We start from the raw sequence: 25,851 nt of genomic DNA on the forward strand, positions 1-25,851 counted from the left end.
GCCTGTTCGCGGCCAGCGTCGCCTATGCGCGCCTGTGCGGCCGGGCGTGAGGGAGGCGGCGCGATGACCATCGACCTCTGGCTGGCGGCGCTGACCGCGACGGGCCTTCTTCTCTATCTCGTCGCCGTGCTCGCGCGGCCCGAGCGCTTCTAAGAAAGGGGCGCATCATGACAATTCAGGGATGGCTGCTGATCGCGGCCTTTGTCGGCATCCTGCTGGCGATCACCAAGCCTGTGGGGCTGTGGCTGTTCGCGCTCTATGAGGGGCGCGCGACGCCGCTGCATCGCGTGCTGGGGCCGGTCGAGCGCGGTTTCTACCGGCTGTCGGGGATCGACCCCAAGGAGGAGCAGGGATGGCGGCGTTATGCGCTGCACATGCTGGTGTTCAACCTCGCGTTGCTGCTGCTGACCTACGCCGTGTTGCGGTTGCAGGGGCTGCTGCCGCTCAACGCCGGCGGGCTTCCTGGGGCGAGCGCGGACCTGGCGTTCAATACGGCGGTGAGCTTCACCACCAACACCAACTGGCAGAGCTATGGCGGGGAATCGACCATGTCGAACCTCAGTCAGATGCTGGGCCTTGCCATCCATAATTTCCTGTCGGCGGCGACCGGGATCGCGCTCGCCTTCGCGCTGTTCCGGGGCTTTGCGCGCCGGAGCGCGGGCGGGATCGGCAATTTCTGGACCGATGTGACGCGGGTGACGCTCTATCTGCTGCTGCCGGTCTGCATCGTCTATGCACTGTTCCTGATCGCGAGCGGGGTGCCGCAGACGCTGGCAAGCTCGGTCGATCTGACTACGCTGGAGGGGGCGCGGCAGACGCTGACCCTGGGCCCAGTGGCGAGCCAGGAGGCGATCAAGATGCTGGGCACCAATGGCGGCGGCTTCTTCAACGCCAACAGCGCGCATCCGTTCGAGAACCCCACGGCGCTGACCAATTTCGTGCAGATGCTCTCGATCTTCGCGATCGGCATGGGGCTGACCTGGACCTTCGGCAAGGCGGTGGGCAATCCCCGCCAGGGCTGGGCGATCCTGGCGGCGATGATGACCCTGTTCCTGATCGGCGTCACTGTCGCCTACGCGCAGGAAGCGGCGGGCAACCCCGTGCTGCATCAGCTGGGCGCGATGGGCGGCAATATGGAGGGCAAGGAGGTGCGCTTCGGCATCGCCGCCTCCGCGCTGTTCGCGACCGTCACCACGGCGGCGAGCTGCGGCGCGGTCAATGCGATGCATGACAGTTTCACCGCGCTGGGCGGCATGATCCCGCTGTTCAACATCCAGCTGGGCGAAGTGGTGGTCGGCGGCGTGGGTGCGGGCATCTACGGCTTCCTGCTGTTCGCGATCCTGGCGGTATTCGTCGCCGGCCTTATGGTCGGGCGGACGCCCGAATATGTCGGCAAGAAGATCGAGAGCCGCGAGGTGAAGCTCGCCGTGCTGGCGATCGCGGTGCTGCCGCTCACCATCCTTGGCCTGACCGCTGTCGCCACCGTCACGCAGGCGGGGCTGGCCGGGCCGCTCAACAAGGGGCCGCACGGGTTCAGCGAAATCCTCTACGCCTTCACGAGCGCGGTCGGGAATAACGGGTCGGCCTTTGCCGGGCTCACCGCCAACACGCCCTTCTACAATGGCTTGCTGGGGGTGGCGATGTGGATCGGGCGTTTCTTCGTCATCATTCCGATGCTGGCGATCGCGGGCGGGCTGGCGGCGAAACGCTACACGCCGGAGACGGCGGGCAGCTTCCCCACGACAGGGCCGCTGTGGACGGGCCTCTTGATCGGCATCGTGCTGATCGTGGGCGGCCTCACCTTCCTGCCCAGCCTCGCGCTTGGTCCGATCGCCGATCATCTGGCTATGGTCAACGGCCAGCTTTTCTGAGGCGATCACATGCTTTGCGATCGTCATGCGAAAATCCTCCCCTGTAAGGGGAGGTGGATGGCCGCAGGCCAGACGGAGGGGTGTCCAGCTATCGAGGGGGTGACACCCCTCCACCACCGCTTCGCGGCGGTCCCCCTCCCCCTATGGGGGAGGATGGGCGCCACATCGGGTTTGCACATCCCGTCATCGCCTTTTCTGAACACAGAGATTGGAGCATAATATGGCACGCACGGCGTCCAAATCGCTCTTTACCGCCGACCTGATCGTTCCCGCGATCGGCGAGGCATTTCGCAAACTTAACCCATCGCAGCTGATCCGCAATCCGGTGATGTTCGTGACCGCCGTCGTCGCGGTGCTGCTGACCGTCCTGCTGGCGGTGGGGCAGGATGGGTTGGCCACTGGCTTCAAGCTGCAACTGATCGTCTGGCTGTGGCTGACGGTGTTGTTCGGCACCTTTGCCGAGGCGCTGGCCGAAGGGCGCGGCAAGGCGCAGGCGGCGTCGCTGCGCGCGGCCAAGGCGGAGCTGACCGCCAAGCGGCTGAAAGGCGACGGCCCGGCTTATGAGACGGTGGCGGCGAGCGCGCTGCGGGTCGGCGACATCGTGCTGGTCGAAACCGGCGACCTGATCCCGTCCGACGGCGAGGTGATCGCCGGCGTGGCCTCGGTCAACGAGGCCGCCATCACCGGCGAGAGCGCGCCCGTGATCCGCGAGGCGGGCGGCGACCGGTCGGCGGTGACGGCGGGCACGCGGGTCATTTCCGACGAGATCAGGGTCAGGGTGACGGTCAATCCGGGTCAGGGCTTCCTCGACCGGATGATCGCGCTGGTCGAAGGCGCGCAGCGGCAGAAGACGCCCAACGAGATCGCGCTGACGCTGCTGCTGGTGGGCCTCACCATCATCTTCCTAATCGCGGTGGCGACGATCCCGAGCTTCGCCAGCTATGCCGGGGGCAAAGTGCCCGTCGCGATCCTGGCGGCTTTGCTCATCACCCTCATTCCGACAACGATCGCGGCCTTGCTGTCGGCGATCGGCATTGCGGGCATGGACCGGCTGGTGCGCTTCAACGTGCTCGCCAAGTCGGGCCGCGCGGTCGAGGCGGCGGGCGATATCGACACGCTGCTGCTCGACAAGACCGGCACCATCACCATCGGCGACCGGCAGGCGAGCGAGTTCCGGCCGGTGGACGGCGCGTCCTTGAGCGAACTGGCGGAGGCGGCGCTGCTGGCGAGCCTGGCGGACGAGACGCCCGAGGGCCGGTCGATCGTGGTGCTGGCGCGGGAGAAGGCGGGCGCGGCGACGCAGGGACTGCCCGAGGGGGCGGAGGTCATCCCCTTCACCGCGCAGACGCGGATTTCGGGGGTGCGGATCGCGGGCAGCGTGATCCAGAAGGGCGCGGTGGATTCGGTGCTGCGCGCCAATCCGGGCGCGGGCGAGACGGCGGCGGCGACCGAGCTGCGCCGCATCACCGACGAGATCGCGCGCGCGGGCGGCACGCCGCTCGCCGTGGCGAAGGACGGGCGGTTACTGGGCGCGATCTTCCTGAAAGACGTGGTCAAGGCCGGCATTCGCGAGCGGTTCGGCGAGCTCAGGGCAATGGGCATCCGCACGGTGATGATTACCGGCGACAATCCGCTGACCGCCGCCGCCATCGCCGCCGAGGCCGGGGTCGACGATTTCCTGGCGCAGGCGACGCCCGAGGACAAGCTGGCGCTGATCCGCAAGGAACAGGAAGGCGGGCGGCTGGTCGCGATGTGCGGCGACGGCACCAACGACGCCCCTGCCCTGGCGCAAGCGGACGTTGGCGTGGCGATGAACACCGGCACGCAGGCCGCGCGCGAGGCGGGTAACATGGTCGACCTGGACAGCGACCCGACCAAGCTGATCGAGGTGGTGGGCCTCGGCAAGCAATTGCTGATGACGCGCGGGGCGCTGACGACCTTTTCGGTCGCGAACGATGTCGCCAAATATTTCGCGATCATTCCCGCGATGTTCGTGGCGCTCTATCCGGGGCTCGGCGTACTCAACGTCATGGGGCTGGCGACGCCGGAAAGCGCGATCCTCTCCGCCATCATCTTCAACGCGCTCATCATTCCGTGCCTCGTGCCGCTGGCGCTGAAAGGCGTGACCTATCGCCCGATCGGGGCGGGGCCGCTGCTGGCGCGGAACCTCGCCATCTATGGCCTGGGTGGGCTGATCGCGCCGTTCGCGGGGATCAAGCTGATTGATCTCCTTGTGAATGGGATGGGGCTGGCGTGAGCAATGTAAAACTTCCTGTTCCCCAGCGAAAGCCGGGGTCCAGTCCAGAGCGTCGAACTGGACCCCGGCCTTCGCCGGGGAACACCAAAATCGGGCCTGTGCGCCCCGCCGCATCAGCAGATGTTTGTGACGAACGGCACGTGAGGACTTTCCAATGAACCAAGACCTGAAATCCGCCCTTCGGCCCGCGATCATGATGACGATCCTGTTCGCGTTGTTGCTGGGGATCGCCTATCCGCTGGCGCTGACGGGCGTGGGGCAATTGCTCTTCCCCGCCCAGGCCAATGGCAGCCTGGTGCGCGAAGGCGACCGCGTGGTCGGCTCCGCGCTGATCGGCCAGTCCTTTACCTCCGACCGCTATTTCAACGGCCGGCCCTCCGCCGCCGGCAAGGGCTATGACGGGCAGGCTTCGTCCGGCTCCAACCTTGGCCCGACCTCCAAGGCACTGGCCGAGCGGGTCGCTGCCGACATTCAGAAATTCAAGGCTGCTGCACCCGATCGCCCCGTTCCGTCCGATCTGGTGACCGCCTCCGCTTCGGGGCTCGACCCCCATATCAGCCCCGAGGCGGCTTTTTATCAGGTCGACCGCGTCGCCGCCGCGCGCGGGATCGACGAGGGGGCGGTGCGCGCGTTGGTAAGCGAGAGCGTCAAGCGGCCGCTGCTGGGGTTCATCGGCGAGCCGCGCGTCAATCTGCTCGAACTCAATCGACGGCTGGACGCGATTGGCGCTAAGCAGGCCGAGTGAACGAGCCCGACCGCCCTGCCCCCGAAGCCTTTCTGCGCGCCGCCGCGCAGGAAGGGCGTGGCCGCCTCAAGGTCTTTCTGGGGGCCGCGCCGGGGGTGGGCAAGACATATGAAATGCTGACGGACGGGCGGCAGCGGCGCGAGGAAGGCGTCGATGTCGTCGTTGGCGTGGTCGAGACCCATGGCCGGCGCGAGACGCAGGCGCTGGTGGCGGGGCATGAACTGATCCCGCGCAAGGAGATCGCGCATCAGGGGCATGTGCTGGCGGAGATGGACATCGACGCGATCCTCGCGCGCCGGCCGCAACTGGTGCTGGTGGACGAACTGGCGCACACGAACGCGCCCGGAAGCCGGCACCCCAAGCGCTATCAGGATGTCGAGGAGCTGCTGGACGCGGGGATCGACGTCTATTCGACGGTCAATATCCAGCATGTCGAGAGTTTGAACGATGTCGTCGCCTCCTTCACGCGGGTGCGGGTGCGCGAGACGGTGCCCGACAGCATCCTGGAGCAGGCCGAGATCGAGGTGGTGGACATACCGCCCGACGAGCTGATCGAGCGGCTGAAAGCGGGCAAGGTCTATATCCCGCAGGAAGCGACGCGGGCGCTGACCCACTTCTTTTCCAAGTCCAACCTGACCGCGCTGCGCGAACTGGCGCTGCGGCGGGCGGCGCAGGCGGTGGACGCGCAGATGCTGGAGCATGTGCGGGCGCACGCGCTGGCGGGCAATTTCGCGGCGGGCGAGCGGATCGTGGTGGCGGTGAGCGAGCAGCCCCATGCGGCGGGTCTGGTGCGCGCAGGCAAAAGGCTGGCGGACGCGCTCAAAGCGCCATGGACGGCGGTGCATATCGAAACGCAGCGCGACCGGGGGTTTAGCGAGGCGGAGCGCGCGCAGCTGGCCGAGACGCTGGCGCTGGCGTCGCGGCTGGGGGCGGACACCGTCAGCATCCCCGCGACCCATGCGGTCGAGGGGCTGCGCCGTTTCGCGCTGGAGGCGCGAGCGACGCAGATCATCGTCGGCAAATCGGCGCGATCCTGGTGGTTCGAGCTGCGCCACGGGTCGATCGTCGACCGGCTGGTGCGCGGCGCGGGGCAGATGGCGGTGCATGTGCTGCCGGCCGAAACGGCAGCGCGCCCTGCCGCCCGCGCGCGCCTCCTGTCCGGCCATTGGGGGCGACCGACCGATTATCTCTGGGCGGCGCTGATGGTCGCGGCGATGACGGTGGTCGGGCGGCTGGCGCTGGCGATCATCGACCTCGGCAACATCGCCCTCCTTTATCTGGTGCCGGTGATGTTCGCCGCCGCCTCCTTCGGCCTGCGCGCCGGATTGTTCGCGGGGCTGCTGTCGAGCCTGGCCTATAATTTCTTCTTCCTGCCGCCGACCGGCACGCTGACGGTCAGCAACCCGGAAAATGTCGTCAGCATCATCGTGCTGCTGGGCGTCGCGATCGTCACCAGCCAGTTCGGCGCGCGGGTGCGGGCGCAGGCGGACCTCGCCTCCTCCAGCGCGCGGCAGAATGCGGCACTGGCGAGCTTTTCGCGGCAATTAACGGCGGCGGCGAGCCGCGAGGCGCTGATGCAGGCGATCTGCGCCGAAGTCGCGCGGCTGCTGGACGTGAACACGGTGCTGCTGCTCCCCTCCCCCGACGGTCCGACACTGGGCGCAGCCTATCCGCCCGACGACCGGATGGACCAGATCGAGAAGGCGGCGGCGCAATGGGCGATGGACAATGGCCAGCCGGCCGGGCGCGGCTCCTCGACGCTGACCGCGTCCGACTGGCTGTTCCATCCGCTCGGCACCGGGCGCGGGGTGCTGGGCGCCTTGGGCATCGCGCGCGAGGATGCGGGGCCGGCGCTGCGGTCCGATCAGGGATCGCTGCTCGCGAGCCTGATCGACCAGGCGTCGATCGCGATGGACCGGATGGCGCTGGAGGAGGAGAATGCCAAGGCGCAGCAGATCAGCGAGCGCGACCGGCTGCGCTCCGCGCTGCTGTCCTCGGTGAGCCATGATCTGCGGACGCCGCTCACGACCATCTTGTCCGCCGCGCAGGAATTGCAGCGCGCCCCCTCCCCCGATCTGGCGGCGACGGTGGAGAGCGAAGCGCGGCGATTGAATCGCTTCGTCGCCAATCTGCTCGACATGGCGCGGGTGGAGGCGGGCGCGCTGCCGATGAAGCCCGAGGCGACCGACCTGTTCGACGCGGTGGCGGGCGCGGTGCATGATACGCGCGGGTCGCTGGAGGGGCATGAGGTGGAGGTGGATATTCCGCCCGACATCCCGCTGGTGCGGGTCGATCCGGTGCTGCTCCACCATATCCTCATCAACCTGCTCGACAATGCCGGGCGCTATGCCGATCCGGGGACGCCGATCATCGTGCGCTGCCGCAGCCGGCCCGACGCGCTGCTGCTGTCGGTGATCGACCAGGGACCGGGCATCCCGCCGGGGCAGGAGGCGCGCGTGTTCGAGACCTTCACCCGGCTGGAGGGGTCGGACCGGGCGCGCCACGGCACCGGCCTTGGCCTTGCCATCGTCAAGGGCTTCGCGCAGGCGATGGGGCTGGGCGTCGAGGCCGGGAATGAGGGCGAGCCGCCGGGCGCCTGCTTCACCATCCGCATACCGCGCGCATTGATGATCGCTGACGGGGGAGCCCCATGAAAATCCGCCATAAAGTGTTGATCGTGGACGACGAGCCGCCGATCCGCCGGCTGATCCAGACGGCGCTGGCGCGCGCCGACTATGCGACGGCGGAGGCGGCGGACGCGCGGGCAGCGATGGCGCTGCTCGCCAGCGAAACGCCCGACATCGTGCTGCTGGACCTGGGGCTGCCCGACCGCGACGGGCTGGAGCTGGTGCCGCTCATCAAGCGGCAGTCGGACGCGACGCTGATCGTCGTATCGGCGCGCGAGGCGACCGACGAGAAGGTGGCGGCGCTGGACCTGGGCGCGGACGATTATCTGACCAAGCCGTTCGACACCGACGAGCTGCTGGCGCGGGTGCGGGTGGCGCTGCGCAACCGGGTCGCGCGCGAGGGCGGGGCGGCGGCGATCCAAGTGGGCGACGTGACCATCGACCTGCTCGCCCATATCGTCACGCGCCGGGGCGAGGAGGTCCACCTGACCCCCAAGGAGTTCGCGGTGCTGGCGCAACTGGCGCGCTTTCCGGGGCGGGTCATCACCCATCGCCAGATCATGGCGCAGGTCTGGCCGCACGAAGCCGAGCATCATGTCGAATATCTGCGCGTGCTGGTGCGGGGGCTGCGGCAGAAGCTGGAGGACGACCCGCAACGCCCAGTGCTGATCACGAACGAACTGGGGATCGGCTATCGGTTGAAGGGGTGAGGGGCCGTTAGAGTTCCCCCCGCGCCCGCCTGATCTCGAACCATTTGCGCACATTTTCATTATGCTGCTGGTAGGTGTCGGCGAAGATGTGGCCGCCCTTGCCGTCGGCGACGAAGTAGAGCGCTTTCGTCTGCGCGGGGTGCAGCACGGCGAGGATCGAGAGGCGGCCGGGGTTGGCGATCGGCCCCTTGGGCAGGCCCACCATCGCATAGGTGTTATAGTCGTTCACCGCCGCGATTTCCGATTTGCGGATGCGGCGGCCGAGCGGCTTGCCCTTGGTGATGGGGTAGATGATCGTCGGGTCGGCCTGAAGCATCATCCCCGTCCGCAGGCGGTTGGCATAGACGCCCGCGACCATCGGCCGCTCGGCGGGCACGCCCGTTTCCTTCTCCACGATGCTGGCGAGGATGATCGCCTCGCGCGGGGTCTTAACGACGAGGTTCGCGGCGCGTTCGGCCCAGAGCTTGGCGAGCGCCTTGTCCATCGCGTCCTGCATCCGTTTCAGCACGGCGGCGCGGCTTTCGCCCTTGTCGAATGCGTAGCTGTCGGGAAGGACGCTGCCTTCCTCCGGCACTTTGATCGGCCCGGTGAGCTGGTCGTTCGCCATCAGCCGTTCATAGACGAGGATCGAGGGCATGCCTTCGGGAATGGTGACGAGGCGGGTGAGCGTCTTGCCGCCCTGGAGGATGGAGAGGATGTCGCTGTTGCTGGCGCCGGCGGGGATTTCGAACTCGCCGGCCTTGATCGGTTTTGATCCGCCGAAGACCTTGGCGCGGGTGAGAAAGGCGTCGGCCGAGCGCACCGCGCCCGCCTGCTTCAGCAACACGGCGGCGTCGGACAGGGTCGCGCCTTCGGGCACGGTGATGCTGACGTCCTGCGTCGCGGGGCCTTGCTCGGTCCAGCCGGCGACAAAGCGGAAAGCGACGAAGGCCGCGACCGCAAGGCCGAGGAGGAGGATGACGCAGCCGATGCGGCGGGTCGGGGTGGCGCGGGATCGTCTTGGCATGGATGTCGGTCCGTCCCGCTGTTTGTTACCTCATCCTCCCCTTTAAGGGGAGGTGGCAGTCGCGTAGCGACTGACGGAGGGGTGTCACCCTATCGAGACGGGGACACCCCTCCGTCTGGCCTGCGGCCAGCCACCTCCCCTTGCAGGGGAGGATGTTTGGTTAGATCGCCTTCATGATGAGGGACGCGTTGGTGCCGCCGAAGCCGAAGCTGTTGTTGAGCACGGCGCGGACCTTCCGCTCCTTGGCGACATGGGGGACGAGATCGACGCCCTTGCAGCTTTCGCTCGGCTCGTCGAGGTTGAGCGTGGGCGGCACGATCTGGTCGCGGATGGCGAGGATGCAGAAGATGCTTTCCACCGCGCCCGCGCCGCCCAGCAGATGGCCGATGGCGGACTTGGTCGAGGACATCGACATGGTCGACAGATGGTCGCCGAACAGCCGCTTGACCGCGCCCAGTTCCAGCTCGTCGCCGAGTGGGGTCGAGGTGCCATGGGCGTTCACATAGTCGATGTCGGCAAGGGAAAGGCCGCTCTTCTTGAGCGCCATTTCCATCGAGCGATAGCCGCCGCTGCCTTCGGGGTGGGGGGCGGTGACATGATAGGCGTCGCCCGACAGGCCATAGCCTACGACCTCGGCATAGATTTTCGCGCCGCGCGCCTTCGCGCGCTCATATTCCTCCAGCACGACGACACCGGCGCCCTCGCCCATGACGAAGCCGTCGCGGTTGACGTCATAGGGGCGGCTCGCCTTTTCGGGCGTGTCGTTGAAATTGGTGCTGAGCGCGCGCGCCTGGGCGAAACCCGCAATGCCGATCGGGCAGATCGCGCTTTCCGCGCCGCCGGCCAGCATCACGTCGGCGTCATCCATCGCGATCATGCGCGCGGCGTCGCCGATCGAGTGCGCGCCGGTCGAACAGGCGGTGACGACGGCGTGGTTCGGCCCCATGAGGCCATATTTGATCGAGACCTGGCCGGAGATGAGGTTGATGAGGCGGCCATGGACGAAATGCGGCGACACGCGGCCCGGCCCCTTGTTCGCCAGCACCAGCGATTCGCTCTCGATGCCCGGCAGCCCGCCGATGCCCGACCCGATCGAGCAGCCGGCGCGCAGCCTTTCCTCCTCGGTCATATTGTCGAGGCCAGCGTCGCGCAGCGCCTGACTGGCGGCGGAGATGCCGAAGACGATGAAGGGATCGACCTGGCGCTGGATCTTGTGATCGACATCGATCGAGGCGTCATAGCCATATTCGTGATCCGCCGGCTTCACCTCGCAGGCGATGCGGCATTTATAATCGGTCGCGTCGAAGCGCGTGATCGTGGCCGCGCCGGACCTGGCGGCGATGATGTTCTTCCAGCTGGTCTCCACATCCCCGCCGAGCGGGCTGACCATGCCAAGGCCGGTGACGACGACACGACGCATATTCTAGCTCCGAAATTCCTCTGGGCTGTTGCCGCCCATGTAGCCATTGCCGGCGCGGTTTCAAATGCGCGCCAGATACGAAAAGGCTCCCCACATTCCGGGCGGGCCGGACAGGAGGAGCCGTCTCTTCCACACATGCCTGGCCCTTCCCCGACGGGGCAAGGGCCGGCCTGCGCCTTACTGCTTGCTGTCGATATAGTCGATCGCGTCCTTGACGGTGGCGATCTTCTCGGCAGCGTCGTCCGGGATTTCGACGCCGAATTCTTCCTCGAACGCCATCACCAGCTCAACGATGTCCAGGCTGTCTGCGCCCAGATCGTCGATGAAGCTGGCGTCCTCGGTCACCTTCTCGGCTTCCACGCCCAGATGCTCGACGACGATTTTCTTTACGCGATCCGCGGTCTCACTCATGAGTGGTCCTTCTTGACTGGTATCGTTGGTGGTCTGAACAACCGTTAAGCCTGCCCTAAAGCCAAGCCCCGATAGAGGCAAGAGGCAAGGCGGGGAAGGGGTTTGATTGGGGGGCGGCAACGAAATGGCAATGATCGCGCCGGCATCGGGGCGCGATAACCGGCCATTTACCAAAATTTCAGGCGCTTCTGCGACAGATGCGGCATGAGCCCCCTGCCCTGCCCCGACCGCTTCATGACGCGCGCGCGCGCGCGGGCGAGCGCCTTCATCCTGCTCGCGGCGACGATCATCGGGCTTGGCTATCTGTTCGCGACCTCGCACGGCACGGTGGATTCGCTGGGACGGCCGCTCGGCACCGACTTTTCCAACGTCTGGACGGCGGGGCATATGGCCGATCAGGGCCGCGCGGCGCAGGCATGGGACTGGCCGACGCAGCATCAGGTGCAGAAGGCCGTTCATCATGACGCGGACATCCCCTTCTATGGCTGGCATTATCCGCCGCCCTTCCTGATCCTCGCGACGCTGCTGGCGCAGCTGCCCTATGTCGCGGCTTTGCTGGTCTGGCAGGGGGCGACGCTTGGGCTGGCGCTGCTTCTGGTGAAGCGCATCCTGCCGGACGAGCCGGACGCGATGCTCGTGGCGATCGGGGCGCCGGTGGTGATGGTGTGCCTGGGCCATGGGCAGAACGCTTTCCTGACCGCCACCCTGCTGGGCGCGGGGATGCTGCTGCTCGACCGGCGGCCCTGGGTCGCCGGGATGCTGCTGGGGGCGCTGGTCTACAAGCCGCAATTCGCGGTGCTGATCCCGGTGCTGATCCTGGCGCGGGGCAATGTCCGTGCGTTCATCAGCGCGGGAGCGACCGTAACGGCTTTGTGCCTGCTGACCTGGGTCATCTGGGGCTGGGCCGTGTGGCAGGCGTTCCTCGATTCCCTGCCGCTGACGCGCCACATCATCATCGAAGCCGGCGCGACCGGGTGGGAGAAGATCCAGAGCCCGTTCGCCGCGATCCGCCAATGGGGCGGGTCGATCGCGCTTGGCTATACGGTTCAGGGGATCGTCACGGCGCTGGCGATCGGCGCGGCGGGGGTGGCGGCGTGGCGCGGGTCGACGGCGGTGCGCGGCGCTGCGGCGCTGAGCGCGGCGTTGCTCTGCACCCCCTATGTGCTCGACTATGACTATGTGCTGCTGGGGGTCGCCATCGCCTTCATCGTGGCGGACATGCGGGCACGGGGAGCGCTGGCGTGGGAGGCGACATGGCTCGCCTTCGCCTGGAGCGCGCCTTTGTTCGGGCGGGCGGTGTCGGAGCTGACGCATGTCCCGCTGAACCTGATCGCCGCCATCGCGGTGCTGGCGCTCGCCGGCCGGCGCGCCATCCTGCTGGACGGCGCGCTCATGGGCTTCAGATCATCGCCATCCCGCCATTCACATGCAGCGTCTGGCCGGTGACGTAGCCGGCTTCGCGGCTAGCGAGATAGACCACCGCCGCGCCGATATCATCCCCGCTGCCAAGGTCGCCGGCGGGGATTTTTGCGAGGATGCCGCCCTTCTGCGCGTCGGTCAGCGCGTCGGTCATCGCTGAGCGGATGAAGCCGGGGGCGACGCAGTTCACCGTGATGCCACGGCTGGCGAGTTCCTGGCCCAATGACTTGGACATGCCGATGATCCCGGCCTTCGACGCGCAATAGTTCGCCTGCCCCGGATTGCCGGTGACGCCGACGACCGAGGTGATCGAGATGATCCGGCCGAAGCGCGCCTTCATCATCGGCTTGGCGGCGGCGCGGACGAGGCGGAAGGCGGCCTCCAGATTGACCTGGATGACCTGGCTCCACTCCTCGTCCTTCATGCGGAGAATGAGGTTGTCGCGGGTGATGCCGGCATTGTTGACGAGGATGTCGAGCCTCCCGCCGAGCGCCTCCACCGCCTGCGGCACGAGCGCATCGACGGACGCCGGATCGGAAAGATTGCAGACGATGCTTTTGTGATCGCCGCCAAGATCGGCCGCGAACGCCTTGAGCTTGTCCTCATTGCTGCCCGAGAGCGCAAGGGTCGCCCCTTGGGCCGCGAGCGATCTAGCGATGGAGGAACCGATGCCCCCGGAAGCGCCGGTCACCAGCGCGGTCATGCCTGTCAGGTCGAACATATTATCCCTCAATAACTTAACTCGTATATCGCAGACGTCAGCCGCCGCAGTGCCGATCTACGATTTTGAAAATTCCTTAGCCAATGCAGCGATGAACCCTTGTTCGTAAAGCCAAATATCCAGATTGATAGGATCGTCATTCTCGCGTGAAATTTTTGCTTCCTTAATCATCCCGCGGAAGCCGCTGAACATCCCATCCGCAGGCGGTGGAGGGACGTCATTGCCAACGACGGCATCAACAGAGGGCTGGAAGAGAGCAATTAGCCTATCCCGCCGTGGAGACAGCGCCGCATTGAGGCGAACAACCTCTTCATCTGTGTAGTGAGAAAATCGCTTTAATGCCCTATTTTGAATTTGGAGCCATTGGTAATGAGCCGCAAGCTTAGCCGCTCGAGCAGACCAGTTGTAAAGATAGGAACACACTTTAGCGCGAGACTGAAGCATAATGGATATTGTTTCATTCCTCCGATCCTCACCCCGGTTTGCCGCATAATGCCGATTTGTCAGTTCTTGCTCGGCCTCGCCCATAGGCAAGCTCATGCAATCCAGACGATCTGCTGCCAAAGATTGTCCAGCGAAAGTGAGAGCGATCGCCGTCGAAATAGTTTTGATAAAACAGCGTAACATGTCTCACATTCCTCCCAAAGCCGCCTCGATATCGTCCATCGTCACCACACTGCGGACCGTCGCGTCCGGCGCTATGCGTTTGACCATGGGGGCGAGGACTTTGCCGCCCAGTTCCACATAGTCGGTCACGCCTGCGTCCCACATGGCGGCGATGGATTCGCGCCAGCGGACGCGGCCTGTCACCTGTTCGACCAGGCGCGTCTTGATGTCTTCCGGGTCGGCGATCGGGGCGGCGAGGACATTGGCATAGACGGGGAGCAGGGGCGCGGCGATCGTCGCCTTGGCAAGCGCCGCCTCCATCGCGTCCGCCGCCGGCTGCATCAGCGGGCAGTGAAAGGGGGCGGAGACGGGGAGCAGCACGCCGCGCTTGATGCCATGATCCTTGACTTGTCCGACCGCGCGCTCGATCGCGCCGCGATGGCCGGAGATCACGACCTGGGTCGGGTCATTGTCGTTGGCGACGGCGCAGACCTCCCCCTCAGCCGCCGCGTCGGCCAGCGCCTGCGCCTTCTCTATGTCAGCGCCGAGCAGCGCGGCCATCGCGCCCTCCCCCACCGGCACGGCGGCCTGCATCGCTTGCCCGCGCAGCTTCAGCAGCCGCGCGGTGGTGCCGATGTCGAAGGCTTGGGCCGCGCAGAGCGCGCTATATTCGCCCAGGCTGTGGCCAGCGACATAATCGCCCATTTCGGCGAGGCGGAAGCCGCCTTCCTTCTCCATCACCCGCAGCGTCGCCAGCGCATTCGCCATGATCGCGGGCTGGGCATTTTCGGTGAGGGTGAGGTCGCCGTCCGGCCCCTCCACCATGATGCGGAACAAATTTTGCGACAGGGCGTCATCGACCTCCTGAAACAATTCCCGCGCCGCGGGGCTGGCATCCGCCAACGCCTTGCCCATGCCGACCGCCTGGCTGCCCTGCCCCGGAAAGATAAATGCCCGCATCCTCAAATCCTTATACCCGGCGCCTTCGGAAAAGCGCAGCTCGCCAACATCGTTACACTTTGAGACATATTTGTCGTTGAGACGTACATATGCCTGCGGCAGTCAGAGACCGAGAGAGCCCGCCCGTTGCCAGGCGAAAGTGAGGCGGCCCCTTTAACGATGACGGAGTGCAAGGAAAAGGTGCGATATCGCTTAGCCTTGATGAGCGTCAGCATGACCATGCTGTCCGCCTGCGCCGTGGGGCCGGACTATCGCCCGCCGCAGACCGGCGCGCTGGGCGTGCCGGCGGCCTATAGCCAGGCGGCGGTCGCGCCGATCGATGAGGCGGCGCTCGCGACCTGGTGGACGCGGCTCCGCGATCCGACGCTCAGCGGGCTGATCGACCGGGCGGTCGCCAGCAACCTCGACATCGTGCAGGCGCAGGCGCGGCTGCGTCAGGCGCGCGAGAGCCTGATCCAGACCAACGCCGATTTCCTGCCGCAGGTGAGCGGCACCGCGACGGGCGGCCGCAATTACAGCAGCCAGGATGCGGGCGGCCGGCTGGACGCCAACGGCAATCCGATCAGCGGCGGCGGCCGCAACTGGTCGAGCAGCTACTCGATCCGCGCCAATGCCAGCTGGCAGCTCGATCTGTTCGGCGAACTCTCCCGCAACCGGGAGGCTGCGCGTGCCGATCTCGCCGCGTCGGGATATGACCTCGCCAATGTGCGGATGACGATCATCGCCGAGCTGGTCACCAACTATGTGCAGGCGCGCCAGACTCAGGAGCAGCTTCGCATCGCGCGCGAAAGCCAGGCGATCCAGCAGGACAATTTCCAGATCGCGCAGTGGCGGTTGCAGGCGGGGCTGGTCTCCTCGCTGGACGAGCGGCAGGCGCAGGCGCAGCTGGCGCAGACCAATGCCACCATCCCGCAACTGGAGGCGAGCCTGCGCGGGAGCCTCAACCGGATCGCGGTGCTGACGGGGCAAGCGCCGGGCGAAGCGACGCGGACGCTGGAGACCCCTGCCCCGCTGCCTGCGCCCTCGACGCAGATCGCGGCCGGCATCCCCGCCGATACGCTGCGCCAGCGGCCTGATGTGCGTAGCGCTGAGCGCGCTCTGGCGGCGGCGACGGCGCGGATCGGCGTGGCCGAGGCGCAACTCTATCCGGCGCTCAGCATCAGCGGCAATATCGGCACCACCTCCAATGCGTTCAGCGACCTGTTCACCCTGGTGACCGGCGGCATTTTCGGCAATCTCCAGCAGGTCATCTTCGACGGCGGGCGGCTCCGGTCGCAGCTGCGGTCCCAGCGCGCGGCGACCGACGCCGCCTTCGCCGCCTACAAGCAGAGCGTGCTGACCGCGCTGGAGGATGTCGAGAACGCCATGGCGCAGCTGACGAGCGCACGGGCGCGCAAGGCCGAGTTCAGCGTCGCCTTTCAGGCTTCGAACGACGCCGCGATCCTGGCGCGCAGCCAATATCAGGCCGGCCTGATCGACTTCCAGACATTGTCGAACACCGAAACCACCCTGTTGAACGCCCGCAACAGCCTCGCCACCGCGCAGGGCGACGAAGTCCGCGCGGTCGCCCAGCTTTACAATGCGCTGGGCGGCGGCTGGCAGAGCATGGATGACCGCCCCGATGAGCAATGACGTGACGACCGACCAGCCTCTGGACGATTTCCTGGGCGCCAAGCCGCATAAGCCCTGGCGCAAATGGGCGGTGCGTGGCGCGATCGGCGTCGTGCTGCTGATCCTGATCCTGCTGGTCGCGCGCTGCTTTTCCGGCGACGACAAGCCTAATTATGCGACGCGCGAGGTGCGCAAGGGCGACCTGACCGTCAGCGTCAGCGCGACCGGCAATCTGAAGCCGGTCAACCAGGTCGATGTCGGGTCCGAGCAATCGGGCAAGATCACCCAGGTCTATGTCGATGTGAACGATCGGGTGACGCGCGGGCAGCGGCTGGCCGAGCTGGACACAAGGCGGCTGGTCGACACGGTGAACCAGAACCGGGCGCAGGTCGCATCGTCCCAGGCGAGCGTCGCGCAGGCGCAGGCGCAGGTCGCCCTGGCGAAGGCGACGCTCGACCGGCAGGAAAATGTGTTCCGCCTGTCGGGCGGGCGGGTGCCGGCGCGGACCGAGTTGGACTCGGCGCGGGCGGATTACCAGTCGGCGCTGGGATCGCTGCGCGCGGCGCAGGCGCAGGTCAGCGTATCGCGCGCGCAGCTGTCGAGCGCGCAGACCAACCTGTCGATCGCGCAGATCGTCTCGCCGGTAACGGGCGTGGTCCTCTCCCGCGACATCGAGCCGGGACAGACAGTCGCAGCGTCGCTCAACGCGCCGGTGCTGTTCACCATCGCCGAGGATCTGACCAAGATGGAGGTCGAGGTGTCGGTGGACGAGGCCGATGTCGGCCAGGTGAAGGAAGGCCAGAGCGCGACCTTCGCCGTCGATGCCTTTCCGGGGCGCAGCTTTCCCGCGCGGGTGACGCGGGTCAATGTCGGCTCCAATGCGTCGAGCAGCAGCAGTTCCTCGACGTCTGGGACCAGCGCGACCGCCACGACCGGCACGGTGGTCGCCTATACGGCGGTGCTGGCGGTGGACAATAAGGACGAGATATTGCGGCCGGGGATGACCGCGACCGCGGACATCGTGACGCAGGAGCTGCGCGACGTTTTGCTGGTGCCCAACAGCGCGCTGCGCTTCAAGCCGAGCGCGCAAAAGCAGGGGGGCGGCATCACCAGCGTGCTGCCGGGGCCGGGGCGGATGCGGCGCGGCGGCGGCGGCAACCGTCAGGTGAGCTTCGGCGCGGGCAGCAGCCAGACCGTCTATATACTGGGCGAGGACGGCGCACCCAAGGCGGTGCAGGTGGTGGTGGGCGCAAGCGACGGCGCGCGCACGGTCATCACCGGCGGCGACCTCAAGCCCGGAATGCGGGTCATCACCGGGCAGCTCGCGGCGGGCCAGCAGGCGCCGGCGGAGGACCAGCGCGGAGAAGGCGGCGGCGACCGGCGCGATCGGGCGCCGGGCGAGCGGCGGCGGAGCGGCGCGACCGACGGCAGCCCCGCGACGGTCGGCGCGCTCGGCAATTCGGGCGACCGTGCGCCAGAGACCGCGCCGGTCGCGCCCGCCGAGCCGCGCGGCACCGGACGGCCGAGCGGAACTTGATCCGATGGCCGACACCATCATCGCGCTGCGCGGCGTCACCAAAATCTATGGCGAGGGGCCGACCGCCTTTCAGGCATTGAAGGGCATCGACCTCGACATTGCGGCGGGCGATTTCGTCGCGGTCATGGGGCCATCGGGGTCGGGCAAATCGACGACGATGAACATTTTGGGCTGCCTCGACGTGCCTTCGGGCGGCGAGTTCCTGTTCAAGGGGCGGCATGTCGAGCGGCTGGACCGCGACCAGCGCGCGCTGCTGCGGCGGCGTTATCTCGGCTTCGTGTTCCAGGGCTTCAACCTCTTGTCGCGCACCACCGCGCTGGAGAATGTCGAACTGCCCCTGCTCTATCGCGGCGAGGATAAGAAGAAACGCTATGAGATGGGCATGGCGGCGCTCGACAAGGTGGGCCTCAAGGACTGGTGGGATCATACGCCGGCGGAACTGTCGGGCGGCCAGCAGCAGCGCGTCGCCATCGCCCGCGCGATCGTGACCCAGCCCGACGTGCTGCTGGCCGACGAGCCGACCGGCAATCTCGATTCGGAGCGGTCGGTAGAGATCATGGAATTGCTGACCGACCTCAACCGCAACAGCGGCATCACCGTGCTGATGGTGACCCACGAGCCGGACATGGCGGCCTATGCGCGCACGATCGTGCATTTCAAGGATGGCTTGGTCGAGCGGATCGAGGCGGGGGTGGCAGCGTGAGGGGCGCGCACGCACCTTCTCCCCATGGGGGAGAAGGATACGCAGCCTTGGCGACGAAGGAGCCTAGGCGGAGTTGGATGAGGGGGACTCGCGCTATCGAGAGCGTCCAGCCCCCTCACCCAGCTCCGACTAGGCAGCGAGCTGCCAAGTCTGCGCATCCCTCTCCCTCAAGGGAGAGGGGAGTCTGAGATGCTAGGCACGACCATCATCCTCGCTTTCCGGGCGATCAACCGGCACAAGCTGCGCAGTTTCCTGACGACGCTCGGCATCATCATCGGCGTTGCGGCGGTGGTGACGATGGTGACGCTGGGCAATGGCGCCACCGCCGCCGTGCGCGAGCAGATCAGTTCGCTCGGCGCCAATGTACTGCAATTGCGGCCGGGTCAGGGCTTCGGCCGCGGCGGCGGCGGGCCGCGTCCGCCCGACTTCAAGGAAGCGGACCTGACCGCGATCGAGAATCAGCTGACCGGCGTGCGCGCGGTCGCGCCGGTGGTGCAGTCGAGCGGGACGGCGATCTACGAGGGCAATAACTGGTCCACCACTGTCTATGGCACCACGTCGGCCTATTCGCAGGTCCAGCAATGGAATGTCGCGGACGGGCGGCTGTTCATGCCGCAGGAGGAGGAAGCGGGCAACGCAGTCTGCATCATCGGCAATACGGTGCGCACCAACCTGTTCCAGGGCAATGATCCGGTCGGCAAGCGGATGCGGATCAAGGGCGTGTCGTGCCAGGTGGTGGGCGTTCTCACTACGCGGGGCCAGGGCGGCTTTGGCGACCAGGACGATGTCGTCGTCATGCCGATCAAGTTCGTGCAGCGCCGCTTTACCGGCGACCGCGACATCAGCCAGATCATGGTCGCGGTCGACGACGCCTATGACAGCGCAACCGTCCAGAACAGTCTGGAGGAGCTGATGCGCGAGCGGCGCAAGGTGAAGCCGGGCGATCAGGACAATTTCAACGTGTTCGACACCAAGCAGATCAGCGACACGCTGACGGGCACCACGACGATCCTGACCCAGATCGTGGGCGCGGTGGCGGCGATCTCGCTGCTCGTCGGCGGCATCGGCATCATGAACATCATGCTGGTCAGCGTGACCGAGCGGACGCGCGAGATCGGCATCCGCCTCGCCATCGGCGCGGTCGCGCGCGAGGTGCTGATGCAGTTTCTGGTGGAGGCGATCGTGCTATCGTGCCTCGGCGGTCTTATCGGGCTGTTCCTAGCGCTGGTCGCATCGGTCGCCATCGCGCCGCTGATGAAGGTGCCCTTCCTGTTCGACCCGCAGGTGAACCTCATCGCCTTCCTCTTTTCGGCAGCGATCGGGGTAGTGTTCGGCTATTTCCCGGCCCGGCGGGCGGCGAGCCTCAACCCGATCGATGCGCTAAGGCACGAGTGATCCCGAAGCGCGCTGGTCGACACTGACAGTTCCCCGGCGAAGGCCGGGGTCCAGTTCCACGCTCTGAACTGGGCCCCGGCCTTCGCCGGGGAACAATCATTTTGGTTGCGGCGCTATATTGTGGTCGGAGCGGCGATTTCTGAACTTTCGTTCAGACTAAATCCCCGATTGATACAATTTCCGACACTTATCCCGTCGGCGTGGGACATGCCTGCGACAAGCCTGCCCTATCTCTGTCTTCGACGCCGGGGAACGGCGCCTGACACAAGGTAAGGAGCAAGACATTGTTCAAGAAGATCCTGATGAGCCTGGCCGCCACCACCATGGTCGCGAGCCCGATGATCGCCAGCCAGGCGCAGGCCGCGCCGCATCGCGAGAATGTCCGCATCGTGGAGCGTGGACCGCATGCCCGCACCGTGGTCAAGCAGAAGACGGTCGTGCGCAACAACTATCGCGCCTACAACAACCGCAGCTATGGCAACGGCCATCGCTGGGCCAAGGGCCAGCGCTTCGACCGGCGCTATGCGACCAACTATCGCGTAATCAACAATTATCGCGATTATCGCCTGGCGGCCCCGCCGCGTGGTTATCAGTATGTGCGCTCCGGCAATGACGCGGTGCTGGTCGCCATCACCAGCGGCATCATCGGCGCGGTGATCGGCAGCGCGATCCGCTAACGCCTTCCCGCGAGGAGCGGCAGATGCCCCGGGATTCTCTCCCCCGGGGCATTTTGCTTGCCCTATGTTAAACACCTGATTTTAAGGGGTTGGGCGTAGATGCCGATGCTGGCCGGGGGGCCAAGAAACAGGAAGCATCATGTCCGTCCACCAGATCATGTATATCAGCAGCGTCACCGATGCGATGAGCCCGGCCGAGTGCGCCGCCATCGCGCGGCGCTCCGCAGAGCGCAATGCGGCGGACGATGTGACCGGGCTGCTGCTGTTCAACAGCCGGCGCTTCCTTCAGGTGCTGGAAGGGCCGAAAGAAGCGGTCGAGCGTATCTATGCCCGCATTTCGCGCGACGGCCGGCACGGCGCGATCGTCAAGCTGCGCGAACAGAGCGTCGCCGCGCGCGAGTTCGGCGCGTGGGGCATGGCCTATGACGATCCGGCCCGCCCGTCCGAGGCACTGAAGGACAAGGTCGCGGCGCTGCTGGAGCAGGCGGGCGCTTCGACCCGCGCCCACTTCCTCGGCACGGCGGAGATGCACCGGGGCTAGACAAGTCCCGTCAGATAATAGACGGCGATCACGATGAACACCGTCAGCGTCTTGATGAGGGTCAGCGCGAAAATATCCTTGTAGGCCTGCCGGTGGGTCAGGCCCGTCACCGCCAGCAGGGTGATGACCGCGCCATTATGCGGCAGGCTGTCCATGCCCCCGGACGCCATGGAGGCGACGCGGTGCAGCACCTCGCGCGGGATGCCGGCGGCGTCCCCGGCGGCGGCGAACTGTTCCGCCATCGCCGCGAGCGCGATCGAGAGGCCGCCCGAGGCCGAGCCGGTGATGCCGGCGAGCGAGGTGACGGTGACGGCTTCGTTGACGAGCGGATTGGGAATGGCCTTGAGCGCTTCCTTGACCATCAGGAAGCCCGGCAGCGCGGCGATCACCGCGCCGAACCCATATTCGACCGCCGTGTTCATGCCCGCGAGCAAAGCGCCGCCGACCGCTGCCTTCGATCCTTCGGCAAAGCGCTTTGCCACGGGGCGAAAGGCGAAGATCAGGATGGTGGCGATGCCCGCGAGAAGGGCTCCCTCGACCGCCCAGAGCGCGGCCATCTGCCCTACCTTGAGCGTGATCGGCTCGGGCAAACCGGACAGCGAGTGGGACACCTCTTCGCCCGGCATCCAGCGCGGAATGGCGAAGGTGAGCGCGAGATTGCCGAGGCCCACGACCAGCAGCGGCAGCAGCGCGATCAGGGGGTGAACGCGGACTTCCTCCGGCGCAGGTTCCGGCTCGTTCACCAGCGTTCCAGGCGCGCCATAGCCCTCCCCCGCCGCCATCAGCGATCGCCTTCGCCAGCCAAGATAGGCGAGGCCCATGCCCGCGATGCAGGCCGATCCGATCAGCCCCAGCACCGGCGCGGCCCAGGCGGTGGTGCCGAAGAAGCTGGTCGGGATGATATTCTGGATCTGCGGCGTGCCGGGCATCGCATCCATGGTGAAGGTGATCGCGCCGAGGCCGATCGTGGCCGGGACAAGGCGCTTGGGGATGTCGGCCCGGCGGAACATTTCGGCCGCGAAAGGATAGACGGCGAACACCGCGACGAACACCGACACGCCGCCATAGGTCAGCAGCGCCGTCACGATCATGATCGCGGGAATGGCGCGGGCTGCGCCGACGAGGCCGATGACGGCAGTGACGATCGCGCGGGAGAAGCCGGAAATCTCCACCAGCTTGCCAAACAAGGCGCCCAGGAGGAATACGGGGAAATAGAGTTTGAGGAAGCTCGCCGCCTTGTCCATGAACAGGCCGGAGAAGGCGACCGGGACGGCGGCGGGATCGGTGAGGAACACCGCCAGCATCGCGAGCAGCGGAGCCATGAGGATGACGCTCATACCGCGATAGGCGGCGATCATCAGGAGGATCAGGGACAGGGCGGCTATTACGATTGGCATAGGACTGCTCCTCCTCCTTGTTCCCCGGCGAAGTTGATGGGAGGCGCGTGACTCCCATCAAGGGTCCAGTCGAGAGGGTGGAACTGGGCCCCGGCCTTCGCCGGGGAACAACTTGTCCGCTGGGGCCGTCGCTGGCAATGCCGCACAAACGCACCTTGCCTTTCCCCCGCCTTTCCGCCATAGGCGCGCCTTCGCTTGGGGCGTCGGGGTGACTCGCCGCCTGTGCGAAGCATTTGAGACGACAGCCGGAGGGGCGCACCACATGGGGTGGGCGTCAGCGATCGGCCAACAGAGAAGGCTTGAAGCATGGCTCTTTACGAGCATGTGTTCCTTGCGCGCCAGGATCTGGCACAGGCGCAGGTGGACGCTCTGGCGGAAACCGCCACCAAGATTGTCGAGGACAATGAAGGCAAGGTCACCAAGGTCGAGACCTGGGGCCTGCGCAGCCTCGCCTACAAGATCGCCAAGAACCGCAAGGCGCATTATGTGATGCTGAACATCGACGCCCCCGCCGGCGTCGTCGCGGAACTGGAGCGCCAGACCCAGATCAACGAAGACATCATCCGCTACATGACCGTCAAGGTCGATGCGCTGGAAACCGGCCCGTCGGTGATGATGCGCAAGCAGGAACGCGCCGAGCGTGGCGACCGCGGCGATCGTGGTCCGCGCGGCGACCGTGGTGATCGTGGCGACCGTGGCCCCCGTCGCGACCGCGACGAAGCCGGCGAATAAGGAGACCCGACACAATGGCACGCCCGTTTTTCCGCCGCCGCAAGAGCTGCCCCTTCGCCGCCAAGGATGCGCCGAAGATCGATTACAAGGACGTCCGTCTGCTCCAGGGCTTCGTGTCCGAGCGTGGCAAGATCGTCCCCAGCCGCATCACGGCCGTTTCGGCCAAGAAGCAGCGCGAGCTGGCCCAGGCCATCAAGCGCGCCCGTCACCTGGGCCTGCTGCCCTACATCGTGAAGTAAGGGAGAAAGACCCATGGAAATCATTCTCCTGGAACGCATCGAGAAGCTGGGCGCGATCGGCGACGTCGTCACTGTGAAGGACGGCTACGCGCGCAACTTCCTGCTGCCCAACAAGAAGGCGCTGCGCTCCAACGCCGCCAACAAGAAGCTGTTCGAGGCCAACCGCGCGAAGATCGAGGCCGATAACGCCGCCCGCCGTTCGGATGCCGAGAAGGCCGCCGAGGGCGTCAACGGCAAGCAGATCGTCCTCATCCGCCAGTCGTCCAACGCCGGCCAGCTCTATGGTTCGGTCGCGGTGCGCGACGTGGTCGAGGCGCTGGAAGCCGATGGCGTCAAGGGCGTGACCAAGGCGATGGTCGTGCTGGAACGCCCGATCAAGACGCTGGGCGTGTTCGACGTGAAGGTCGCGCTGCACCCCGAAGTCGTGACCACCATCACCGTGAACGTCGCCCGCTCGCCCGAGGAAGCCGAGCTTCAGTCGCAGGGCGTCGACGTGATGGCCGAAATGTTCGAGAAGGACGAAGCCGGCTTCACCGAAGACTATGACCCCAACGCGGAACCCGGCGACATCGCCGCCGCGACCGAAGAAGCGAGCGCCGACGAGGCCTGAGCTGTTCGGAACGGATCGAACGAAGGAGCCGCCCTGTAATGGGGCGGCTTTTTTGTTGGGGGAATGGGCGTGGAAAAATCATCCTCCCCTTGCAGGGGAGGTGGCAGGGCGAAGCCCTGACGGAGGGGTGTCCCGCTATCGAGAGGGCGACACCCCTCCACCACGCCCTATGGGCGCGGTCCCCCTCCCCTTACAGGGGAGGATGGCGTTAGTGTGGTTCTCGATAGCAAGGGTATCCCTCTTTCGATAAGATGCGCCAATGCGCGCGATCTCGATATTCTTGCTTGGGCTGGCGCTCGGCGGTTGTGACGGACTGAGGGATGATATCCCCAAAGGTCCGGACACGGGCTTCCGGAACGGTGACCGTGTTGAAGTCACCAAAGCGGGAACTATCAAGTGGAACAATATGGTCGTCACTGACGCCGAATTGACGACGTTCGTCAGGCAGTATGCTGCCTTGCCAAAAGGCGCCGGTCCTCTCTGGGCAGAGTTTGAACCTGGAGCGCCGTTGGACCGGGCGATGTTTGTTCGGAAGCAAATCGTGGGTAGCGGCCTGTGTCGCCAGAGACGATGTGTCGAGGGCACGTGGGGTGTAGAACGACCCGTCGTCAACTGACCTTGCAAGATGGCGACGACACAGCCCACCCTTCTCCCTTGAGGGAGAAGGATACGGAGCCTTGCCGCGTAGCGGCTAGGCGGAGTTGGATGAGGGGGATTGGGGCGGCGTTGGCGCGTTTATGCGACGTTGCTGCCCCCTCACCCAGCTTCGACTAGGCAGCAAGCTGCCAAGTCTTCGCATCCCTCTCCCTCTAGGGAGAGGGTTATGACTACCTTCGTCCCGCTCACCGCGTCACCCTCCCGAACAGCAGTTGGTATGAGTCCCGCCCCCCCGCAGCATCATACGCGGCCATCACGGCGCGCAGGTCGCGCGGCGCCAGCGGCGCGCGGCCCGCGTCGGGGACGACGGCGCCTATGCCCTTGAGGTGCGCCAGGAGCGCGCGGGCGCCCTCTCCCTCCAGCGGGACCAGTTCGTCGAAGGCGAAGGCGTCGTCATAATCCGCAAGCAAGGCTTGCAAGCCGGCGAGCGAGGGATAGGCCGGAATGCCCGCCGCCAGACCGCAAGCCTTGTGCGCCGCGCGCCAGGCGGCGAAGCTGTCCTGCCCCATGGTCGAGAAGAACAGGCTCCCCCCCGGCGTCAGCAGCCGCGCCAGCCGCGCGATCGCGCCCGCAAGGTCATCGAACCACTGGAAGGCGAGACTGGAGAGGATGAGGTCGAACCAGGGGCCGTCGAACGCGGGCGCTTCGCCGTCCATGGTGAGGAAGGTGCCGGCGACGAGGCCGCCCGCCGCCGCGCGCTCCACCATGCGTGGCGACAGGTCGGTGACGACCAGTTCCGCGCCGGGCCAGCGCGCCTGGATGTCGCGGGTGAGGAAGCCGGTGCCGCAGCCGATCTCCAGGATGCGGCGCACGCCCGCCGGCTTCTGCCGCTGCGCGAGGTCCGCGACCAGCGCCGCGGCGAAGCGCTGCGGCCCGGCATGATCGTCATAGCGGTCCGCCGCCGCGCCGAAGGCGTCGCTGATGCGTTGCTTGCGGGGTTCCTTCATGGCGCATCGCATGGCAAAGCAGCGCGCGCCTGACCAGCCCCCTTCAAGGACA

24 protein-coding genes are annotated in these 25,851 nt (G+C 66.5%); 16 read left to right on the top strand and 8 right to left on the bottom strand.

The annotated features are described in order from the left end of the window. Window positions 1–63: 63 nt before the first annotated feature. The 6 genes from kdpF (at window position 64) to V2B31_RS03070 (ending at window position 8,210) form a co-directional block, all read left to right on the top strand. The gene (kdpF, locus tag V2B31_RS03045; RefSeq protein WP_328275128.1) at window positions 64–153 is read left to right on the top strand and encodes a K(+)-transporting ATPase subunit F; all 90 of its coding nucleotides are present in this window, start codon (window positions 64–66) and stop codon (window positions 151–153) included. A 14-nt stretch (window positions 154–167) separates the two neighbouring features. After that, window positions 168–1,871, top strand: a complete 1,704-nt coding sequence (gene kdpA, locus V2B31_RS03050) for a potassium-transporting ATPase subunit KdpA (protein ID WP_328275130.1) — start codon at window positions 168–170, stop codon at window positions 1,869–1,871. A 220-nt stretch (window positions 1,872–2,091) separates the two neighbouring features. Next, window positions 2,092–4,128: a potassium-transporting ATPase subunit KdpB gene (gene kdpB / locus V2B31_RS03055; RefSeq protein WP_328275132.1), complete on the top strand. Its 2,037-nt coding sequence runs from the start codon at window positions 2,092–2,094 to the stop codon at window positions 4,126–4,128. Window positions 4,129–4,282: 154 nt separating this feature from the next. Next, window positions 4,283–4,873: a potassium-transporting ATPase subunit KdpC gene (gene kdpC / locus V2B31_RS03060; RefSeq protein ID WP_328275134.1), complete on the top strand. Its 591-nt coding sequence runs from the start codon at window positions 4,283–4,285 to the stop codon at window positions 4,871–4,873. Further along, window positions 4,870–7,527, top strand: a complete 2,658-nt coding sequence (locus V2B31_RS03065; protein ID WP_328275136.1) for a sensor histidine kinase KdpD — start codon at window positions 4,870–4,872, stop codon at window positions 7,525–7,527. Before kdpC ends, V2B31_RS03065 begins: the two co-directional genes overlap by 4 nt. Next, window positions 7,524–8,210 (top strand): response regulator transcription factor, encoded by a 687-nt coding sequence (locus tag V2B31_RS03070; RefSeq protein ID WP_328275138.1) that lies wholly within the window; start codon window positions 7,524–7,526, stop codon window positions 8,208–8,210. Before V2B31_RS03065 ends, V2B31_RS03070 begins: the two co-directional genes overlap by 4 nt. Window positions 8,211–8,217: 7 nt before the next feature. Here the strand turns inward: V2B31_RS03070 and mltG are convergent, their stop codons facing one another. From mltG to V2B31_RS03085, 3 genes are all read right to left on the bottom strand, one after another. Continuing rightward, window positions 8,218–9,216 (bottom strand): endolytic transglycosylase MltG, encoded by a 999-nt coding sequence (gene mltG, locus V2B31_RS03075; protein WP_328275140.1) that lies wholly within the window; start codon window positions 9,214–9,216, stop codon window positions 8,218–8,220. A gap of 160 nt (window positions 9,217–9,376) precedes the next feature. After that, complete coding sequence (gene fabF / locus V2B31_RS03080) at window positions 9,377–10,636, bottom strand: beta-ketoacyl-ACP synthase II (protein WP_328275142.1); 1,260 nt, start codon at window positions 10,634–10,636, stop codon at window positions 9,377–9,379. 177 nt (window positions 10,637–10,813) lie between these two features. Then, entirely contained in the window at window positions 10,814–11,047 is a 234-nt protein-coding gene (locus tag V2B31_RS03085; protein WP_007689016.1) for an acyl carrier protein, read from the bottom strand. 204 nt (window positions 11,048–11,251) lie between these two features. On the opposite strand from V2B31_RS03085, the gene V2B31_RS03090 reads away from it, so the two are divergent. Then, a complete protein-coding gene (locus V2B31_RS03090) occupies window positions 11,252–12,493 on the top strand; it encodes a glycosyltransferase family 87 protein (protein WP_328275144.1) in 1,242 nt (413 codons plus the stop codon). On the opposite strand, the gene fabG is transcribed toward V2B31_RS03090, so the two are convergent. The 3 genes from fabG to fabD are packed head-to-tail and all read right to left on the bottom strand — an operon-like array spanning window position 12,447 to window position 14,753. Further along, window positions 12,447–13,187: a 3-oxoacyl-[acyl-carrier-protein] reductase gene (gene fabG / locus V2B31_RS03095; RefSeq protein ID WP_328275146.1), complete on the bottom strand. Its 741-nt coding sequence runs from the start codon at window positions 13,185–13,187 to the stop codon at window positions 12,447–12,449. The genes V2B31_RS03090 and fabG overlap by 47 nt on opposite strands. Before the next feature lie 57 nt (window positions 13,188–13,244). Continuing rightward, window positions 13,245–13,814 carry a hypothetical protein gene (locus tag V2B31_RS03100; protein WP_328275148.1) on the bottom strand — a complete coding sequence of 190 codons (570 nt, stop codon included), beginning with the start codon at window positions 13,812–13,814 and terminating at the stop codon, window positions 13,245–13,247. A gap of 3 nt (window positions 13,815–13,817) precedes the next feature. Beyond that, window positions 13,818–14,753, bottom strand: a complete 936-nt coding sequence (gene fabD, locus V2B31_RS03105) for an ACP S-malonyltransferase (RefSeq protein WP_328275150.1) — start codon at window positions 14,751–14,753, stop codon at window positions 13,818–13,820. A 159-nt stretch (window positions 14,754–14,912) separates the two neighbouring features. Between fabD and V2B31_RS03110 the strand changes: the two genes are divergently transcribed. The 6 genes from V2B31_RS03110 (at window position 14,913) to V2B31_RS03135 (ending at window position 21,217) form a co-directional block, all read left to right on the top strand. After that, window positions 14,913–16,385: an efflux transporter outer membrane subunit gene (locus tag V2B31_RS03110; protein ID WP_328275152.1), complete on the top strand. Its 1,473-nt coding sequence runs from the start codon at window positions 14,913–14,915 to the stop codon at window positions 16,383–16,385. Beyond that, window positions 16,375–17,901 (top strand): efflux RND transporter periplasmic adaptor subunit, encoded by a 1,527-nt coding sequence (locus tag V2B31_RS03115; protein WP_328275154.1) that lies wholly within the window; start codon window positions 16,375–16,377, stop codon window positions 17,899–17,901. Before V2B31_RS03110 ends, V2B31_RS03115 begins: the two co-directional genes overlap by 11 nt. A 4-nt stretch (window positions 17,902–17,905) precedes the next feature. Beyond that, window positions 17,906–18,604, top strand: a complete 699-nt coding sequence (locus V2B31_RS03120; RefSeq protein WP_328275156.1) for an ABC transporter ATP-binding protein — start codon at window positions 17,906–17,908, stop codon at window positions 18,602–18,604. A gap of 189 nt (window positions 18,605–18,793) precedes the next feature. Continuing rightward, window positions 18,794–19,999: an ABC transporter permease gene (locus tag V2B31_RS03125; protein ID WP_328275157.1), complete on the top strand. Its 1,206-nt coding sequence runs from the start codon at window positions 18,794–18,796 to the stop codon at window positions 19,997–19,999. 284 nt (window positions 20,000–20,283) lie between these two features. Further along, the gene (locus V2B31_RS03130; RefSeq protein ID WP_328275159.1) at window positions 20,284–20,676 is read left to right on the top strand and encodes an RcnB family protein; all 393 of its coding nucleotides are present in this window, start codon (window positions 20,284–20,286) and stop codon (window positions 20,674–20,676) included. A 139-nt stretch (window positions 20,677–20,815) separates the two neighbouring features. Next, window positions 20,816–21,217, top strand: a complete 402-nt coding sequence (locus tag V2B31_RS03135) for a BLUF domain-containing protein (RefSeq protein ID WP_328275160.1) — start codon at window positions 20,816–20,818, stop codon at window positions 21,215–21,217. Here the strand turns inward: V2B31_RS03135 and V2B31_RS03140 are convergent. Further along, window positions 21,214–22,614 (bottom strand): GntP family permease, encoded by a 1,401-nt coding sequence (locus V2B31_RS03140; protein ID WP_328275161.1) that lies wholly within the window; start codon window positions 22,612–22,614, stop codon window positions 21,214–21,216. The two genes, V2B31_RS03135 and V2B31_RS03140, sit on opposite strands and share 4 nt — an antisense overlap. 306 nt (window positions 22,615–22,920) lie before the next feature. On the opposite strand from V2B31_RS03140, the gene rpsF reads away from it, so the two are divergent. The 3 genes from rpsF to rplI are packed head-to-tail and all read left to right on the top strand — an operon-like array spanning window position 22,921 to window position 24,195. After that, window positions 22,921–23,346 (top strand): 30S ribosomal protein S6, encoded by a 426-nt coding sequence (gene rpsF, locus V2B31_RS03145; RefSeq protein ID WP_328275162.1) that lies wholly within the window; start codon window positions 22,921–22,923, stop codon window positions 23,344–23,346. 14 nt (window positions 23,347–23,360) lie between these two features. After that, the gene (gene rpsR, locus V2B31_RS03150; RefSeq protein ID WP_004212076.1) at window positions 23,361–23,585 is read left to right on the top strand and encodes a 30S ribosomal protein S18; all 225 of its coding nucleotides are present in this window, start codon (window positions 23,361–23,363) and stop codon (window positions 23,583–23,585) included. A 13-nt stretch (window positions 23,586–23,598) separates the two neighbouring features. After that, window positions 23,599–24,195, top strand: a complete 597-nt coding sequence (rplI, locus tag V2B31_RS03155; RefSeq protein WP_328275163.1) for a 50S ribosomal protein L9 — start codon at window positions 23,599–23,601, stop codon at window positions 24,193–24,195. An 842-nt stretch (window positions 24,196–25,037) separates the two neighbouring features. Here the strand turns inward: rplI and V2B31_RS03160 are convergent. Continuing rightward, on the bottom strand, window positions 25,038–25,799 hold the full coding sequence (locus V2B31_RS03160) for a methyltransferase domain-containing protein (protein WP_328275164.1): 762 nt from the start codon (window positions 25,797–25,799) through the stop codon (window positions 25,038–25,040). Window positions 25,800–25,851 lie beyond the last annotated feature (52 nt).

Source organism: Sphingobium sp. (assembly GCF_036170395.1).
GTDB lineage: Bacteria > Pseudomonadota > Alphaproteobacteria > Sphingomonadales > Sphingomonadaceae > Sphingobium.

Bases quoted from the DNA above. Each gene is read 5' to 3' on its own strand.
- kdpF (WP_328275128.1), top strand. From the start codon at position 64: ATGACCATCGACCTCTGGCTGGCGGCGCTGACCGCGACGGGCCTTCTT.
- kdpA (WP_328275130.1), top strand. From the start codon at position 168: ATGACAATTCAGGGATGGCTGCTGATCGCGGCCTTTGTCGGCATCCTG.
- kdpB (WP_328275132.1), top strand. From the start codon at position 2,092: ATGGCACGCACGGCGTCCAAATCGCTCTTTACCGCCGACCTGATCGTT.
- kdpC (WP_328275134.1), top strand. From the start codon at position 4,283: ATGAACCAAGACCTGAAATCCGCCCTTCGGCCCGCGATCATGATGACG.
- V2B31_RS03070 (WP_328275138.1), top strand. From the start codon at position 7,524: ATGAAAATCCGCCATAAAGTGTTGATCGTGGACGACGAGCCGCCGATC.
- mltG (WP_328275140.1), bottom strand. From the start codon at position 9,216: ATGCCAAGACGATCCCGCGCCACCCCGACCCGCCGCATCGGCTGCGTC.
- fabF (WP_328275142.1), bottom strand. From the start codon at position 10,636: ATGCGTCGTGTCGTCGTCACCGGCCTTGGCATGGTCAGCCCGCTCGGC.
- V2B31_RS03085 (WP_007689016.1), bottom strand. From the start codon at position 11,047: ATGAGTGAGACCGCGGATCGCGTAAAGAAAATCGTCGTCGAGCATCTG.
- V2B31_RS03090 (WP_328275144.1), top strand. From the start codon at position 11,252: ATGAGCCCCCTGCCCTGCCCCGACCGCTTCATGACGCGCGCGCGCGCG.
- fabG (WP_328275146.1), bottom strand. From the start codon at position 13,187: ATGTTCGACCTGACAGGCATGACCGCGCTGGTGACCGGCGCTTCCGGG.
- V2B31_RS03100 (WP_328275148.1), bottom strand. From the start codon at position 13,814: ATGTTACGCTGTTTTATCAAAACTATTTCGACGGCGATCGCTCTCACT.
- fabD (WP_328275150.1), bottom strand. From the start codon at position 14,753: ATGCGGGCATTTATCTTTCCGGGGCAGGGCAGCCAGGCGGTCGGCATG.
- V2B31_RS03110 (WP_328275152.1), top strand. From the start codon at position 14,913: ATGACGGAGTGCAAGGAAAAGGTGCGATATCGCTTAGCCTTGATGAGC.
- V2B31_RS03115 (WP_328275154.1), top strand. From the start codon at position 16,375: ATGAGCAATGACGTGACGACCGACCAGCCTCTGGACGATTTCCTGGGC.
- V2B31_RS03120 (WP_328275156.1), top strand. From the start codon at position 17,906: ATGGCCGACACCATCATCGCGCTGCGCGGCGTCACCAAAATCTATGGC.
- V2B31_RS03125 (WP_328275157.1), top strand. From the start codon at position 18,794: ATGCTAGGCACGACCATCATCCTCGCTTTCCGGGCGATCAACCGGCAC.
- V2B31_RS03135 (WP_328275160.1), top strand. From the start codon at position 20,816: ATGTCCGTCCACCAGATCATGTATATCAGCAGCGTCACCGATGCGATG.
- V2B31_RS03140 (WP_328275161.1), bottom strand. From the start codon at position 22,614: ATGCCAATCGTAATAGCCGCCCTGTCCCTGATCCTCCTGATGATCGCC.
- rpsF (WP_328275162.1), top strand. From the start codon at position 22,921: ATGGCTCTTTACGAGCATGTGTTCCTTGCGCGCCAGGATCTGGCACAG.
- rpsR (WP_004212076.1), top strand. From the start codon at position 23,361: ATGGCACGCCCGTTTTTCCGCCGCCGCAAGAGCTGCCCCTTCGCCGCC.
- rplI (WP_328275163.1), top strand. From the start codon at position 23,599: ATGGAAATCATTCTCCTGGAACGCATCGAGAAGCTGGGCGCGATCGGC.
- V2B31_RS03160 (WP_328275164.1), bottom strand. From the start codon at position 25,799: ATGAAGGAACCCCGCAAGCAACGCATCAGCGACGCCTTCGGCGCGGCG.